Source organism: Bradyrhizobium centrosematis (assembly GCF_045571495.1).
Taxonomy (GTDB): Bacteria; Pseudomonadota; Alphaproteobacteria; order Rhizobiales; family Xanthobacteraceae; genus Bradyrhizobium; species Bradyrhizobium centrosematis.
Window position 1 is genome coordinate 174,391 of the sequence record NZ_CP120703.1, and the last position, 14,337, is coordinate 188,727.

A 14,337-nucleotide genomic window follows, 5' to 3' on the forward strand; every position below is an offset into this window, starting at 1 on the left:
AAGAGGGGACCAGGCGATGACGACAACATCTGCCGATCGACGTCGCAATGTGCGGATCGCGCTGGCATTGACGGGGCTCTCCGTCATGCTCGGCGCCTGCAACACCACGGGCGATATCGTCACCCAGACGGTGCCGACCGACTACCGCCAACGCCATCCGATCGCGGTGCAGGAGGGCAAGAAGTCGATCGTGATCTTCGTCGGCAAGGCGCGAGGCGGCCTGTCCGCCGCGCAGCATTCGGACGTCGCCGGCATCGCGCGGGACTGGGTGCGCGAAGGCACCGGCTCCGTGGTCGTCGACGTGCCCGTTGACAGCGCGAATTCGCGCGCGGCCGCCGCGACCTATCGGGAAATCCATTCCGTGCTCGCAGCCGGCGGCGTGCCGTCGCGAGCCATCGTCCAGCATCCCTATCGTCCCGAGGATCCCGGATTGCTGCCGACGATCCGCCTCAGCTATTCGAAGATTGCGGCGGTCGCGGGCCCCTGCGGACTGTGGCCGGAAGACGTCGGCCCCTCGATTCTCGATCCCGGCTACAATGAGAACCGGCCCTATTTCAATCTGGGCTGCGCCAGCCAGCGCAATCTCGCAGCGATGATCGACAACCCGGCCGATCTCGAGCAGCCCCGGTCGGAGACACCGGCCTATACCGCGCGGCGCGACATTGCTTTCGAGCGCTATCGCAAAGGCATCGCGATCGCGTCTCCCCATCCCGAGGCCGACAGGGCCAAACTCAGCGATACCGGCAAATGACAGGGCTCCACGACGAAGGCGCGGACGATCCACAGCACCCCGAGGAACATATTGCGCCGGTTCCTCGCATCTCGGTGCAGGCGTTTTGCGAGACCGAGCAGACGCTCAAGGCGGTGACCGCGGCCGGGCAGGACCGCCGGCTCGCCAAGGCGCATCTCACCGCCAAGGAGGGCGGCCTTGCCGCGGCGATCGAAGTCTATGAATCGATGCCGACGCCGAACGTGATCGTGATCGAATCCGACGGTACGCGCGACATCCTCGCGGGTCTCGACGACCTCGCCGGCGTCTGCGACCCCGGCACCCGCGTGGTCGTGATCGGCAATCCCAACGACACCGCGCCCTATCGCGAGCTGGTGCGCCGCGGCGTCAACGACTACGTGGTCGGACCGGTCGAGACCCTCGACGTCGTCCGCTCGATCTGCAGCCTGTTCTCGGCCTCCGAAGCCATCATCACGGGCCGCGTCATCGCGGTGGTCGGCGCCAAGGGCGGCGTCGGCGCCTCCACCATCGCGCATAACGTGGCCTGGACCATCGCCCGCGACCTTTCGCTGGATTCCGTCGTGATCGACCTCGATCTCGCCTTCGGCACCGCGGGCCTCGACTACAACCAGGACCCGGTGCAGGGCATCGCCAACGCGGTGCTGTCGCAGGACCGGCCGGACACGGCGCTGCTCGAGCGCCTGCTCGCCAAATGCACCGACCGTCTCAGCCTCCTCGCTGCGCCTGCCACCCTTGACCGCGTCTACGATTTCGGCGCCGAAGCCTTCGATGCCGTGTTCGACACGCTGCGCATGACCACGCCCTGCATCGTGCTCGATGTGCCCCACCAATGGTCGGGCTGGACCCGGCGCGCGCTGGTGAACGCCGACGACATCGTGATCGTCGCCGAGCCCGATCTCGCCAATCTGCGCAACACCAAGAACATGCTGAGCGTGCTGAAGGCGGCGCGACCGAACGACCGGCCGCCGCTGTACTGCCTCAACCAGGTCGGCATGCACAAGCGCGCCGAGATCGAGGTCAAGGCGTTCGCCAAGACCATGGAGAGCCAGCCGATCGCGGTGATCCCGTTCGATTCGAAATTGTTTTCGACCGCGGCCAATAACGGCCAGATGATCGCGGAAGTCTCCAAGAGCCACCGCACCGCCGAGCTGTTTCAGAACATGGCGAACCGCCTCGCCGGCCGCGGCGAGGTGAAGAAGCCGAGGCGCTCGCTGCTCGAGCCGCTCTTGAAGAAGCTGAAGGGCCGGTCTGGCCGCGGGTCAGCCCCGCATCGCAAAGCATCGTAACCGCGATCGCGTTTTCCGTCGCGTGAACGCGATGCGCAAGAATGCGGGCGGGTGGCGGGCTACTTCTCGGCCCGCTGCTGCTGCTTCTTGGCCAGCAGTTGCCGCAGCGCCGTGACCTTGGCCGCGGCCTGGTCCGGCGGCAAATCTGCCTTCACGAGGATTTCAGCCTCGGCCTGGCGGCCCTGCAATCCCAGCACCAGCGCGAGATTGGCCCGGATCCGGACATCGTTCTGATTGCGCTGATGAGCGCGGCCGAGTACCTGTTCGGCCCGCGTCAGATCGTTCTGGAGCATGTAGGACAGGCCGAGATTGGACAGGACCTGCGGCTCGTCAGGCACGATCTTCAGCGCGCTCGCGTAATATTGCTGCGCCTCTTCATTGCGGCCAAGCTGATCGAGCGCGGCGCCTTGCGCCGACAGGATCCGCCAGTCGGGATCCTCAGGCGAATGCGCGCGGCCCAGAACGTCGAAGGCCTGCTGGAAATTGCCGTTGTCGGCGAGCGCGCGGCCGTAGCCGGCGAGCAGCGCCTTGTTGCTGGGATGGGCAAGCACGGCCTGCTCGAGCACCGCGACCGCCTGGGCCCGCTGGCCGCTGTCGCGCAGCGCCTTGCCGTATTCGAGCGCAAAGGCGGCGTCGCTGGGCTTGGCGCGATAGCGCTCGCGCAATGCATCCATGTCCGCCTTCATGTCCGACTTGGCGTCGGCCTTGCTGGCCGGTTCCGGCTTGCCACCGAGCGCGCCGGTGACGTCCTCGAGGCTCGTCGTCTGACAGCCGCCGAGAGCAAGCACGATGAGCGCGGGAAGCAGAAATCTCGCCGCGGAGAAGGCGAGGGACGAACGCTTGGACATACTCTGATCACTCGGCAACTGATCAGAGATGCTTACCGATTAACGCTAAAGTCCCGTTAAGGACGCGCGGCTGTCCAGTTGCTTGAGCATGATCTTGCCGGAAAGCCGCTTCACGCTTTGCGCGGATGCGGCTCTCCGGTCCGGATCATCTAGTCGACGAATTCGGCGCCGAACTCGCAGCCGATGCGCCAGCGCAGACGGCACTGCCGGGAATAATCCGGCGCGAAGATGATGGTGAATTGCGGCGGCACTTCCAGAAATTCCGCCACGACTTTCACACCCCCGTCCGAGATATCCGTGATCGTGCAGTCCCTTGGCAGCGAGCCCGCGCCAAAATGGATCTTGGCGAGCCGGCTGCACACCCGACGTTCGCTTCTCCGGCGATTTACCAGCATCTTGCTTGTTCACTTGTTAGATTACGGCCCATCCCGCAGGCTAGGAGTAGCGGACATTCGTTGGGATGTGCTGAGGACAGAAGCTGGCATTCGATGCGTAATGTCGGCCGGGCGTTTACGGCTGGTTAGGACTTGCTTCTGCCCTCCGCGAATGTTCCTGTATTGTTCTTGCGAAACAGACTGGCCTCTGCTACCCCTAATTGTGCGTGAGGGCAGGCTGGTTCGAGCATGGTTCAACGGGTTTCCACCGTCGCCTTTGAAGGGATCGAGGCCCGGGCGGTCGACGTGCAGGTGCAGGTCGCCCCCGGCCTGCCGGCCTTTGCCATCGTCGGCCTGCCGGACAAGGCGGTGTCGGAAGCGCGCGAGCGGGTGCGCTCGGCGCTGATCGCCTCGGGACTGGCGCTGCCGGCGCGGCGGATCATCGTCAATCTGGCGCCAGCCGACCTGCCCAAGGAGGGCAGCCATTACGACCTGCCGATCGCGCTCGGCCTGATGGCGGCGATCGGGGCGATCCCGCCGGATGCGCTGGCCGGCTTCACCGTGCTCGGCGAGCTCGGTCTCGACGGCTCGATCGCGCCGGTGGCCGGCGTTCTTCCCGCCGCGATCGGCGCCAATATGCGCGAGGAGGGGCTGATCTGCCCGGCGGCTTGCGGCTCGGAAGCGGCGTGGGCGAGCCCTGATATCCAGATCATCGCCGCAAGTTCGTTGATCCAGATCGCCAACCATTTCAAGGGCACGCAGGTGCTGTCGCGGCCCTCGCCGAAGGTCCACGAAGCCGTCACCTCCACGCTCGATCTGCGCGATATCAAGGGCCAGGAGAGCGCCAAGCGGGCGCTGGAGATCGCGGCTGCCGGCGGACATCATCTGCTCATGATCGGCGCGCCGGGCGCGGGCAAATCGATGCTGGCCGCGCGCCTGCCCTCGATCCTGCCGCCGCTGTCACCGGGCGAGCTGCTCGAGGTCTCGATGATCGCCTCCGTCGCCGGCGAGATCGAAGGCGGCGCGCTGACGGCGCGGCGGCCGTTCCGCTCGCCGCATCATTCCGCGAGCATGGCGGCGCTCACCGGCGGCGGCATGCGCGCCAAGCCCGGCGAGATCTCGCTGGCGCATCAGGGCGTGCTGTTCCTCGACGAGCTGCCCGAGTTCGATCCGCGCGTGCTGGATTCGCTGCGGCAACCGCTGGAGAACGGCGAGGTCGCGGTGTCGCGCGCCAATCATCGCGTCACCTATCCTGCGCGCTTCATGCTGGTCGCGGCGATGAATCCGTGCCGCTGCGGCAACGCGTTCGAGCCCGGCTATGCCTGCAAGCGCGGCCGCATCGACCGTTGCACCGGCGATTACCAGGCGCGCATCTCTGGTCCGCTGATGGACCGCATCGACCTGCGCATCGAGGTGCCGGCCGTGACCGCGGCCGATCTGATCCTGCCGCCGCCGGCGGAGGGATCGGCCGAGGTCGCCGCGCGCGTGGCGGCGGCGCGCGACGTCCAGCTCGCGCGCTATGCCGATGCCGGCCTGCCCACGATCCGCACCAATGCCGAGGCCCCGGCCTCGGTGCTGGAGGAGATCGCAAAGCCGGACGCGCAAGGCGCCAAATTGTTGCGCGACGCCGCCGAGACCATGCGGCTGTCGGCACGCGGCTATCATCGCGTGCTGCGGGTGGCGCGCACCTGGCCGATCTCGATCATGCCGACAGGATCGGCCGGCTGCACCTCGCCGAAGCACTCTCCTATCGCGCACTCGCGGAGGATGTGCGCCAGATCGCTTGATCACCTGAGCGCATCAACCCGGCGGTAACGAGTTTCCTTTACGCTCTGCAAACCATAACGGCCCACTGATTTCGGTTCCGAGTTCCCGAGGGCCCGGCGAGTAGAGTGTCATGTTGCGTTTCAAGATCTTCGCCTCGGTTGTTCCCCTGTTGGCGGCTGCGGTGTTCGCCCGCGCCGAGATCGGATCGGTCTCGCATCCCTGCATCGCGGTCGGCGAAACCTCGGTCGAGCTCACATCGCTGTTCTGGACCGCCGGCGTGCATGTCGCCTTCACCGAAGATCCTGCTCGCGCCACGGTGCGGGTCCAGATCACCGACGATGCCGACGCTGCGGACTTCGCCGTGGTCGACGATGGCCTCGATTCCGAGCCGGATTCCTGTCAGGCCAATCCCTCGACGCGCCTGGTTTCGATCGCCGCCCAGCCGGTCGACGGCGGCGAGGTGATCTACCTCGCCACCGAAGGTCCGGCCGATTACCGCATCTATGTGCGCTCGAAGTCCGTCTCGCAGCGCGAGGCGGCGGCGCTGATCGTCGGCGCCCGCGGCAGCCATCGTCATCTCCAGGCCGCGTCGCTCTGAAGCCTTAACACTTCATCAACCCTGTTCGGAGGCAGAACCTAGGCCTCAAACTGTTCGCAAGGTCCGCGGGCCATCGTCGCACGCGGCAGTGGGGTCTCGGAGAAGAGTCGGGTCGGTGGCGATGGGTCGGACATTCCGGATCAAGGTGCGCATGCGCCGCTTCAGGCGACAACACCCCCGCATCGCCTTTGCGATCCGTTCCTTCATGATCTTCTCGGCGACCTTCGGCGGCGCCTATGGCTTCGTGTCCGGCAGCCGGTCCGATACCTCCGGCTACGATCCGCACACCTTTGCGATCGGCGCCAGCTTCCTGTTCGCGCTCGCCTGCCTCGGCCTTGCAACGCTGAGCATGCGCCTGCGTTTCGTGGCCAAGCGGCTCCGCACGCTCGCCGCCCACAACGAGAGGCTGATTGATCGCAATTGGGAGCTGAAGGAAGCGGAGGAACGCGCCCGCAGCCTGTTCGAGCAGCAGGGCGATCTCATTGTGGTGCGTGCTACCGATGGCCGCATCACCTTTGCCAACGAGGCCTATTGCACGCTCGCGGGACAGAAGCGCAGCGCGCTGCTCGGCACGCGCTTCGATTTCGACGTGCTGGAGCAGGGCGACAGCGCGCGCGAGAGCAACGGCACGCGGATCCACGACCAGAAGATCGCAACCCCGCTCGGCGCGCGCTGGATCGCCTGGCGCGAGGGCTATGTCCGCCTCGATGCCGGCCAGCCCGCCGAACTGCAGAGCGTGGGACGCGACGTCACCGACCGTACCGAGACCGAACGCGCCTTGGCGGACGCGCGCGATCAGGCCGACGCCGCCAACCGCGCCAAATCGCGCTTCCTGGCGATGGCCTCACACGAGATCCGCACGCCGCTGAACGGCATCATCGGCATGGGCGGCCTGCTGCTCGACACGTCGCTGACGCCGGAGCAGACGACCTATGCGAGGGCCGTCAAGACCTCGGGCGAAGCCTTGATGGCGCTGATCGAGGAATTGCTTGACTATTCCAAGATCGAGGCCGGCAAGCTCGATCTCGAGCAGCGTCCCTTCGCGCTCTCGACCCTGGTCGAGGAGATCACCGAGCTGCTCGCGCCGCGCGCGCAGGCAAAGACGCTCGAGATCGCCGCTTACGTCGACGAGCGCCTGCCGCTGGAAGTGGTCGGCGATGCGGCGCGGCTGCGCCAGGTGCTGCTCAACCTCGCCGGCAACGCCATCAAGTTCACCGCGAATGGCGGCGTCGCGCTGATCGTCGAGCCCGGCATCTGGCCGAACGAGATCAGCTTCCTGGTCCGCGACACCGGCATCGGCATCGCGCCGGAGGCGCAGCAACGCATCTTCCGCGAATTCGAGCAGGCCGACGAGCGCGTCGCCCGCACCTATGGCGGCACCGGGCTCGGACTTTCCATCAGCGAGCGCATCGTCAAGCGCATGGGCGGCCGGATCACGCTCACGAGCGAGCCGGGCAAAGGCTCGACCTTCGAGATCGCGGTGCCGCTTGCGCCGTCGCCAGCGAGCGCGGGACAGACCGCCTTTCCAAGCCCCAACCTCGGCGGCAAATCGATCCTCCTCGTCGCGGACGGCATCGAGGGCTCGTTGATCGCCCGGCGCCTTGAACGCTGGGGCAGCCAGACCTGCCTGGTTGCGGACGCGGCGGTCGCCGAAGCGCTGCTGCCGGAACGCTCATGGCACGCGGTGCTGATCGATCGTGCGATTGGCGCTGCCACGGCCGATCATCTCGGCGAAATGGCCCGCGCGCATGCGCTGCAGCGCCTCGTGCTGCTGACGTCGAGCTCACGCCATGAAAAGCTGTCGCCGGCCTTCACCGGCTTTCTGGTGAAGCCGCTGCGTGCGGCCTCGCTCGCCGCGCGCCTCGCGCTGACGCCGGAGGTCGCCTCGCCGGACCTCGCGCCGGAGCCACCACCTGAAGCCGCCGGCGCGACGCCCACCAAGGGCCTGTCGATTCTCGTTGCCGAGGACAATGAGATCAACGCGCTGTTGATGCGCTCGCTGCTGACGAAGCTCGGCCATCGCGTCGTCATCGCCGTCCACGGCGAGGCGGCGCTGGAGTCCTGGCTCGCCGCGTCATCGGCCGGCACGCCCTATGATCTCGTGCTGATGGATATCCAGATGCCGCAGCTCGACGGCATCGAAGCGACCAAGCGCATCCGCGCGCATGAGGCCGCCATGGGTGGCCATCACACGCCGATCCTCGCGCTCACCGCCAACACGCTGGTGGAGGACCGCTATGCCTGCTTCGAAGCGGGCATGACCGGGTTTCTGATCAAGCCGCTCGATCGCGACAAGCTCGACGAAGCGCTGGCAGGGCTCGCGGCGTCGCAGCGGCTGTCGGTCTGATCGGGAAGCCTCGCCGGAATTTGAACCCCTTCGGCAATCGACAATTGAAATCGGCGGCGCTGCGCGTCACCATCCTCGGGGGGTGTTCGCCAGAGGATCTCGCGCATGAATGTGCTCTGCCGCCTCGCAATCGTTGTCCTCCTCGCCGGAATTTCCCAAGACGCCGGGGCCGATACGCCGGACCTCATCGCATCGCTCAGGCAGGGCGGCTTTGTCCTGGTTTTTCGGCACACCGCGACCGACGACAGCCAAAAGGACGTCTACCCGTTCAAGTTCGACGACATGAGCGCCCAGCGTCAGCTCAGTGAAAAGGGCAGGGACATGGCGCGACAGATCGGAGCGGCGATCAAGGACCTCACGGTCCCAATCGGCGACGTCTACACCAGCCGGCTGAACCGCGCGATCGAAGCCGGCAGGCTGATCTCCGGCCGCGAGGTCAAGCCGGTCGATGCGTTGACGGACAGCAGCAACGCCAGCGCATCGGGAATGGCAAACCCGACCGGCGCCAATGCAAGGGCCGGACAGGCCGTGCGTCAGCTCGTCGATGTGCCGCCAAAGCCAGGCACGAACACATTCCTGGTCACCCATAAGACCAACATCGCCGATGCTTTCGGCAAGGAGGCCGGCGACGTCCAGGAGGGCGAGGCTTTCGTCTACAAGGCCGGCGGCTCCGGTCCCGCGACCTTTGCGGGACGCATCAAGATCGCCGATTGGAGTGCGAAGGCCGGCAAGTAACCGGCCGCAAATTAGTTCGGCTGCCAGTGCGACGAAGGCGGGGCGCGACTTGCCGCTCCGCCACGGTCCTGTGCTACCAACGTCCCGAAAGGTGCGACTGGAGGCCGGCAACACGTGAGAACATCGGAAGACCGTTCATTCCTCGTCTGGCTTGGCGTGATCTCCCTCGCGTTCGGCTGGCTGCTTTGGCCGTTTTCCGGCGCCTTGTTATGGGCCACGCTGCTGGCGATCATCTTCGCGCCGTTCTATCGAGCTTGCCTGGAAAAACTTCCGGAATGGCGCAATCTCGCTGCACTTTCCACCGTCATCGTCGTGGTCGTCATGGTCCTGATTCCGATCGGGGTCGTGATCGCTTCACTCATCGACCAGGGAGGCGAGCTGGTTCAGCGCGTTCAGAGTGGCGAGATCGATCTGGCTCATCCCCTGCAGCAGCTGAAAGCCGCGCTGCCGGATTGGGTTACGTCCATGTCGGATCGCCTGGCCGGCATCGACCTGTCGGCTATGAAAGAACGCCTGTCGAGCCTGGTGGTCCCGGCCGGCCAGCAGCTGGCGGGGCACGCGATCAACATCGGCCAGTTGACGGTGGAGTTCGTCGCCAGCCTGCTGGTGATGCTCTACTTGCTGTTCTTCTTCCTGCGCGACGGTGACGCGCTGAACCTGCGCGTCCGCAGCGCGCTTCCGCTGCGAGCGAGCCATACCGCCGAGATCCTGGATGCGTTCACCCTGGCCGTTCGCGGGACGATCAAGGGCATCATCCTGGTTGCGCTGATCCAGGGCGCGCTTGGCGGGCTGATCTTCTGGCTGCTCGGCCTGACTGCGCCGCTGCTGGCGGGCGCCATCATGGCGCTGTTTTCGCTTCTTCCGGTGCTCGGCTCCGCCCTGGTCTGGGTTCCGGCCGGCCTCTATTTGCTTGTGACGGGCGCCGTCACGAAAGGGATCATCCTGCTCGCTTTCGGGACCTTCGTGATCGGCCTTGCCGACAACTTCCTCCGCCCGATCCTGGTCGGACAGTCGATCCGGATGCCGAGCTATGTCGTGCTGCTCGCGACGCTGGGTGGCCTCGCAACCTTCGGGGCGAACGGCTTCGTCATCGGTCCGCTGGTCGCCGCCATGTTTCTGACGGCGTGGCACATCTTCGTCAGCGCGAAGGAGCGACAAGAGGCTCGCGACTGACCCGTTACGCGGCGTGCGCCATAAAGCGCGGCGCGGAGAGTTTATCAGGCGGGCCGAGAGGTCCCTTGAAGACGGTGTCGGTTTGCGCTGCGCGCTTGCAGTGCGGGCAAACGAAGAGATGCGCAATGACCGGAACTGGCTCATCCGCGAGCAGCTCCGAGCGGTACCACCGCATCTCGATGTGACAATCAGGGCAGATCGGTGCTTCGAGCTGTTCTGCAGCGCTTCTCAGACGATCAACCATGGAGCCCTCGCGTTTCGAAGGTCATAGCTGAATACCTCTTGCCGGTCTGCAACAAAAGACACTCTATCCAAACCGGCCCGGGCCGTCCCAACCGTTGGACTTACAGCCGCCTGAGCGCCACGCTCTCCACCGTGTGGTCGGCGCCCTTCTTCAGGATCAGCGTCGCGCGCGGGCGGGTCGGCAGGATGTTGTCCTCGAGATTGGCGAGGTTGGTGCGCTCCCAAATCGCGATCGCCGTGGCGGTCGCTTCCTCGTCCGACAACAGCGCGTAGCGGTTGAAGTAGGATTTCGGGTTGGTGAATGCCGTGTCGCGCAGCGCCAGGAAGCGCTTGATGTACCATTGCCGCAGCGCCGCCTCGTCGGCGTCGATATAGACCGAGAAATCGAAGAAGTCGGAGACCACCGGCACCGCCTTGCCGTCCCGCGGCAGCTTGCCGGTCTGCAAGACGTTGACGCCCTCCACGATCAGGATGTCGGGCTGGTCGATCTCGGCCCACTGGTTCGGCACGATGTCATAGGTCAGATGCGAATAGACCGGCGCGCGCACATGGCGGCGACCGGACTTGATGTCGGAGAGGAAGCTGAGCAGCAGCGGCAGGTCGTAACTCTCGGGGAAACCCTTCTTCTGCATGATGCCCTGGCGATCGAGCACCGCGTTGGGATAGAGAAACCCGTCAGTGGTGATCAGCTCGACCTTCGGGCGCGGCGACCAGCGCGCCAGCAATGCCTGAAGCACGCGGGCCGTGGTGGATTTCCCGACCGCGACCGATCCGGCGACGCCGATGATGTAGGGCACCTTGCGGTCGCGGATGTTGAGGAATTGGCGTTCGGCGTAATACAGGCGCTGCGTCGCATCGACATAGATCGAGAGCAGGCGCGACAGCGGAAGGTAGATGTCCTCGACCTCCTGCAGGTCGAGACGATCGTGCAACGAGCGCAGCCGGTCGAACTCGCCCGGCTCCAGCGTCATCGGCGTATCGTCGCGCAAACGCGCCCACTCTTCGCGCGTATAGACGCGGTACGGATTATACTGCTGCTCGGGTGCGCGGATATCCATGACGCCGCCTTTCCGTTGCTCCAGAGCATGATCCGGAAAATTCATGCTCAAACAATAATCTCAATCGCTCTTGCGCGACGCCTTTTCTTCCAACCCTGACATCGACGTGCGCTTGCCCAGCGCAGCCTCGACCTCTTCCAGCTTTATGCCGCGTGCCTTCAAAAGCACAAGGAAATGATAGAGCAGATCCGCACTCTCGGCGATCAGATGCGCGCGATCGTTTTCGACTGCTGCGATTACGGTTTCGACTGCTTCCTCGCCGAACTTCTTGGCGCAATGTTCGGCGCCCTTGTCGAGCAGCTTGCGGGTATAGGACGCCTCGCCGCCGGCCGCAGCGCGGGCGTCGATGGTCTCGGCCAGATCATGGATCGTGAAACGCGGCATCGGATTACTCGGAAACACATGAGGCCACGGAAGCCGTTCCCCACCGGCTTATGTAGCATTTTTGCAAGCCGGAGTCGTCAGGCATCGAGGCGCATCGGCAAGCCCCGGCGGGCCATGTGCTCCTTGGCTTCACGGATGGTGAATTCCCCGAAATGGAAGATCGAGGCCGCCAGCACGGCCGTGGCGTGTCCGTCGCGGATGCCGTCGACCAGATGATCGAGATTGCCGACGCCGCCGGAGGCGATCACCGGCACGGGCACGCTGTCGGCGATCGCCCGGGTCAGCGGGATGTCGAAGCCTTGCCTGGTGCCGTCGCGATCCATCGAGGTGAGCAGGATTTCACCGGCGCCGAGCGCGACCACTTCCTGGGCATATTCGATGGCGTCGATGCCGGTCGAATTGCGGCCGCCATGGGTGAAGATCTCCCAGCGGTCGCCGCCCGGACGCTTGACGCGTTTGGCGTCGATCGCGACCACCACGCATTGCTCGCCGAATTTTTCGGCAGCTTCCTTGACGAACTCGCGGCGGGATACTGCCGCGCTGTTGATCGAGACCTTGTCGGCGCCGGCGCGCAGCAGCGTCTTGATGTCGTTGACCTCGCGCACGCCGCCGCCGACGGTGACGGGCATGAAGCAGGCTTCCGCGGTGCGCCGGACCACGTCCAGCATGATGCCGCGGTTCTCGTGGGTGGCGGTGATGTCGAGGAAGGTGAGCTCGTCGGCACCGGCAGCGTCATAGGCGATCGCGGCTTCGACGGGGTCGCCGGCATCCCTGAGATCAACGAAGTTGACGCCCTTGACGACGCGGCCGTCCTTGACGTCGAGGCAGGGGATCACACGCACCTTGAACATGTGTCAGCTCCCAGGCGCGCGCGCGCTGCGGATCAGGGTGAGGGCGGCGGCGGGATCGAGCCGGCCGTCGTAAAGCGCGCGGCCTGCGATCGCGCCGGCGAGCTTTTTCGCCCGCGGGGTCAGCATGGCTTTCACATCCTCGATCGAGGCGAGGCCGCCGGAGGCGATCACGGGGATCGAGATGGCATCGGCCAGCGCGATGGTCGCGTCCAGGTTCAGGCCCTTGAGCAGGCCGTCGCGCGCGATGTCGGTGAAGATGATGGCGGCAACGCCGGCATCCTCGAACCGCTTGGCGATCTCTAGCACCGTGACTTGCGAGGTCTCGGCCCAGCCTTCGACTGCGACCTTGCCGTCGCGCGCGTCCAGCCCGACCGCGACGCGGCCGGGGAACGTCTTCGCAGCAGCCTTCACCAGCTCCGGATCGCGCACCGCGGCGGTGCCGATGATGACGCGGGTGATGCCCTTGTCGAGCCAGGCTTCGACGGTCTTGAGATCGCGAATGCCGCCGCCGAGCTGCACCGGAATCTTGATCGTCTTCAGCATCGCCTCGACAGCCTGCGCGTTCACCGGCTTGCCGGCAAAGGCACCGTCGAGGTCGACGACGTGGAGATACTCAAAGCCCTGCTCGACGAAGCTCTGCGCCTGCGCGGCGGGATTGAGGTTGAACACCGTCGCGCGCGCCATGTCGCCTTGCTCGAGGCGCACGCACTGGCCGTTCTTGAGATCGATCGCGGGAAAGAGGATCACGGTTTCCATCGCAAAAAGTTCGAGATCAGAGCGAGGCCGAAGCGCTGGCTCTTCTCGGGGTGAAACTGCGTGCCGACGGCGGTGTCCTTCGCGACGATCGCGGTGACGGGGCCGCCGTAATCTGCGCGCGCCAGCACGTCCGCCTCGCTGGCGGGATTGAGGTGGTAGGAATGCACGAAGTAGGCGTGCTGGCCCTTGGGGCCGAGCGGCAGCTTGTTCAGCACCGGATGCTCCCTGAGCACCTCGAGCGTATTCCAACCCATGTGCGGGATCTTCAGGCTCTCGTCGCGCGGCGTGATCTTCTCGACGTCGCCACCGATCCAGTTCAGGCCTTCGGTGATGACGTGCTCCTTGCCACGGCTTGCCATCAGCTGCATGCCGACACAGATGCCGAAAAACGGCCGTGCCTTGACGCGCACGGCTTCGGTGATCGCCTCGACCATGCCGTTGACGGCGTCTAACCCGCGCCGGCAATCGGCAAAGGCGCCGACGCCGGGCAGCACCAGACGGTCAGCCTCGTAAGCCTGATCGGGATCGCTGGTGACGAAGACCTTCTGCGGATTTTCCAGGCTGCGCGCGGCGCGCTCGAAGGCTTTCGCCGCGGAATGCAGGTTTCCGGAACCGTAATCGATGATGGCGACGCTCATCTTGACCCTCCCGGTTCTGGAAACAACCCGATGATGCCGCCGGCCGGAATCGGCGGCGGGTTCGAGAATTGCTGGCCCGGCACGCTGCGGGTCGGTGGCGGGCCGCCGCGATCGACGGCCCATTGATCGTTAGTGATGCCGTGCTGCTTCTGGCTCCAGCGCTCGAAGAAGCGGCGTTCGGCGGTGTCCTCGTCGTCGGCAACCACCACGTCGAGCTGGCGCCATTTGCCGCGCGACAGCGTCCAGCGGCGCAGGCTCGAAGCCTCGAGACCCATCAGCAGGGCAACGACCAGATCGGCGAAGAAGATCGACGAGCGTCCGACACCGAGGCTCGACAGCCCCGCGTTGAACGCGGCCACGAAGATCAGATAGCCGATCAGGGCCAGCCACAGCCGATTCCACAGCAGCCAGAACGGTCCGAAGATCATCGCCCAGAAATGGAAGCCGTCGCGCACGAACACGAACTTGTCGGTCGCACGCAGATCGGCTCCGGCGGGGGAGGGAGCATGAACTGTGTAGACAGGCATG

At 65.6% G+C, this 14,337-nt stretch carries 15 protein-coding genes and 1 pseudogene; 7 read left to right on the forward strand and 9 right to left on the reverse strand.

Annotation, left to right across the window (positions count from 1 at the left end; all coding sequences use genetic code 11):
* Nucleotides 1–16: 16 nt before the first annotated feature.
* Nucleotides 17–751 carry a CpaD family pilus assembly protein gene (locus tag P6U31_RS00815; protein WP_407186418.1) on the forward strand — a complete coding sequence of 245 codons (735 nt, stop codon included), beginning with the start codon at nucleotides 17–19 and terminating at the stop codon, nucleotides 749–751.
* On the forward strand, nucleotides 748–2,037 hold the full coding sequence (locus P6U31_RS00820) for a CpaE family protein (RefSeq protein WP_407186419.1): 1,290 nt from the start codon (nucleotides 748–750) through the stop codon (nucleotides 2,035–2,037). Before P6U31_RS00815 ends, P6U31_RS00820 begins: the two co-directional genes overlap by 4 nt.
* Before the next feature lie 59 nt (nucleotides 2,038–2,096).
* Here the strand turns inward: P6U31_RS00820 and P6U31_RS00825 are convergent, their stop codons facing one another.
* Both P6U31_RS00825 and P6U31_RS00830 read right to left on the reverse strand, forming a co-directional pair.
* Nucleotides 2,097–2,885: a tetratricopeptide repeat protein gene (locus P6U31_RS00825; RefSeq protein WP_407186420.1), complete on the reverse strand. Its 789-nt coding sequence runs from the start codon at nucleotides 2,883–2,885 to the stop codon at nucleotides 2,097–2,099.
* Between the two features lie 149 nt (nucleotides 2,886–3,034).
* Nucleotides 3,035–3,280, reverse strand: coding sequence for a PilZ domain-containing protein (locus P6U31_RS00830; protein ID WP_028145870.1), 246 nt, complete (start codon nucleotides 3,278–3,280; stop codon nucleotides 3,035–3,037).
* A 228-nt stretch (nucleotides 3,281–3,508) separates the two neighbouring features.
* Between P6U31_RS00830 and P6U31_RS00835 the strand changes: the two are divergent.
* The 5 genes and pseudogenes from P6U31_RS00835 to P6U31_RS00855 all read left to right on the forward strand — a co-directional run bounded on the left by P6U31_RS00835 (nucleotide 3,509) and on the right by P6U31_RS00855 (nucleotide 9,879).
* Nucleotides 3,509–5,046, forward strand: a pseudogene (locus P6U31_RS00835) (YifB family Mg chelatase-like AAA ATPase).
* A 110-nt stretch (nucleotides 5,047–5,156) separates the two neighbouring features.
* A complete protein-coding gene (locus tag P6U31_RS00840; RefSeq protein WP_407186421.1) occupies nucleotides 5,157–5,624 on the forward strand; it encodes a hypothetical protein in 468 nt (155 codons plus the stop codon).
* A 121-nt stretch (nucleotides 5,625–5,745) separates the two neighbouring features.
* A complete protein-coding gene (locus P6U31_RS00845; protein WP_407186422.1) occupies nucleotides 5,746–7,971 on the forward strand; it encodes an ATP-binding protein in 2,226 nt (741 codons plus the stop codon).
* Between the two features lie 105 nt (nucleotides 7,972–8,076).
* Nucleotides 8,077–8,706 (forward strand): histidine phosphatase family protein, encoded by a 630-nt coding sequence (locus tag P6U31_RS00850; RefSeq protein WP_407186423.1) that lies wholly within the window; start codon nucleotides 8,077–8,079, stop codon nucleotides 8,704–8,706.
* A 114-nt stretch (nucleotides 8,707–8,820) separates the two neighbouring features.
* Nucleotides 8,821–9,879 carry an AI-2E family transporter gene (locus P6U31_RS00855; RefSeq protein WP_407186424.1) on the forward strand — a complete coding sequence of 353 codons (1,059 nt, stop codon included), beginning with the start codon at nucleotides 8,821–8,823 and terminating at the stop codon, nucleotides 9,877–9,879.
* 4 nt (nucleotides 9,880–9,883) lie between these two features.
* Here P6U31_RS00855 and P6U31_RS00860 read toward each other — a convergent pair whose 3' ends face one another.
* From P6U31_RS00860 to P6U31_RS00890, 7 genes are all read right to left on the reverse strand, one after another.
* Complete coding sequence (locus tag P6U31_RS00860; protein ID WP_407186425.1) at nucleotides 9,884–10,123, reverse strand: hypothetical protein; 240 nt, start codon at nucleotides 10,121–10,123, stop codon at nucleotides 9,884–9,886.
* 100 nt (nucleotides 10,124–10,223) lie between these two features.
* A complete protein-coding gene (gene coaA / locus P6U31_RS00865) occupies nucleotides 10,224–11,180 on the reverse strand; it encodes a type I pantothenate kinase (protein ID WP_407186426.1) in 957 nt (318 codons plus the stop codon).
* Nucleotides 11,181–11,240: 60 nt separating this feature from the next.
* Nucleotides 11,241–11,564 carry a phosphoribosyl-ATP diphosphatase gene (locus P6U31_RS00870; RefSeq protein WP_080133864.1) on the reverse strand — a complete coding sequence of 108 codons (324 nt, stop codon included), beginning with the start codon at nucleotides 11,562–11,564 and terminating at the stop codon, nucleotides 11,241–11,243.
* A 77-nt stretch (nucleotides 11,565–11,641) separates the two neighbouring features.
* Entirely contained in the window at nucleotides 11,642–12,415 is a 774-nt protein-coding gene (hisF, locus tag P6U31_RS00875; protein WP_028133461.1) for an imidazole glycerol phosphate synthase subunit HisF, read from the reverse strand.
* Between the two features lie 3 nt (nucleotides 12,416–12,418).
* Nucleotides 12,419–13,162: a 1-(5-phosphoribosyl)-5-[(5-phosphoribosylamino)methylideneamino]imidazole-4-carboxamide isomerase gene (gene hisA, locus P6U31_RS00880; RefSeq protein WP_407186427.1), complete on the reverse strand. Its 744-nt coding sequence runs from the start codon at nucleotides 13,160–13,162 to the stop codon at nucleotides 12,419–12,421.
* Nucleotides 13,159–13,809, reverse strand: coding sequence for an imidazole glycerol phosphate synthase subunit HisH (gene hisH, locus P6U31_RS00885; protein WP_130364006.1), 651 nt, complete (start codon nucleotides 13,807–13,809; stop codon nucleotides 13,159–13,161). The genes hisA and hisH overlap by 4 nt, the downstream gene beginning before the upstream one ends.
* Entirely contained in the window at nucleotides 13,806–14,336 is a 531-nt protein-coding gene (locus tag P6U31_RS00890; RefSeq protein ID WP_407186428.1) for a DUF2628 domain-containing protein, read from the reverse strand. The genes hisH and P6U31_RS00890 overlap by 4 nt, the downstream gene beginning before the upstream one ends.
* Nucleotide 14,337 lies beyond the last annotated feature (1 nt).

Bases quoted from the DNA above. Each gene is read 5' to 3' on its own strand.
- hisH (WP_130364006.1), bottom strand. From the start codon at position 13,809: ATGAGCGTCGCCATCATCGATTACGGTTCCGGAAACCTGCATTCCGCG.
- P6U31_RS00820 (WP_407186419.1), top strand. From the start codon at position 748: ATGACAGGGCTCCACGACGAAGGCGCGGACGATCCACAGCACCCCGAG.
- P6U31_RS00860 (WP_407186425.1), bottom strand. From the start codon at position 10,123: ATGGTTGATCGTCTGAGAAGCGCTGCAGAACAGCTCGAAGCACCGATC.
- P6U31_RS00830 (WP_028145870.1), bottom strand. From the start codon at position 3,280: ATGCTGGTAAATCGCCGGAGAAGCGAACGTCGGGTGTGCAGCCGGCTC.
- P6U31_RS00850 (WP_407186423.1), top strand. From the start codon at position 8,077: ATGAATGTGCTCTGCCGCCTCGCAATCGTTGTCCTCCTCGCCGGAATT.
- P6U31_RS00825 (WP_407186420.1), bottom strand. From the start codon at position 2,885: ATGTCCAAGCGTTCGTCCCTCGCCTTCTCCGCGGCGAGATTTCTGCTT.
- P6U31_RS00840 (WP_407186421.1), top strand. From the start codon at position 5,157: ATGTTGCGTTTCAAGATCTTCGCCTCGGTTGTTCCCCTGTTGGCGGCT.
- P6U31_RS00815 (WP_407186418.1), top strand. From the start codon at position 17: ATGACGACAACATCTGCCGATCGACGTCGCAATGTGCGGATCGCGCTG.
- P6U31_RS00845 (WP_407186422.1), top strand. From the start codon at position 5,746: ATGGGTCGGACATTCCGGATCAAGGTGCGCATGCGCCGCTTCAGGCGA.
- P6U31_RS00890 (WP_407186428.1), bottom strand. From the start codon at position 14,336: ATGCCTGTCTACACAGTTCATGCTCCCTCCCCCGCCGGAGCCGATCTG.
- hisF (WP_028133461.1), bottom strand. From the start codon at position 12,415: ATGTTCAAGGTGCGTGTGATCCCCTGCCTCGACGTCAAGGACGGCCGC.
- P6U31_RS00870 (WP_080133864.1), bottom strand. From the start codon at position 11,564: ATGCCGCGTTTCACGATCCATGATCTGGCCGAGACCATCGACGCCCGC.
- coaA (WP_407186426.1), bottom strand. From the start codon at position 11,180: ATGGATATCCGCGCACCCGAGCAGCAGTATAATCCGTACCGCGTCTAT.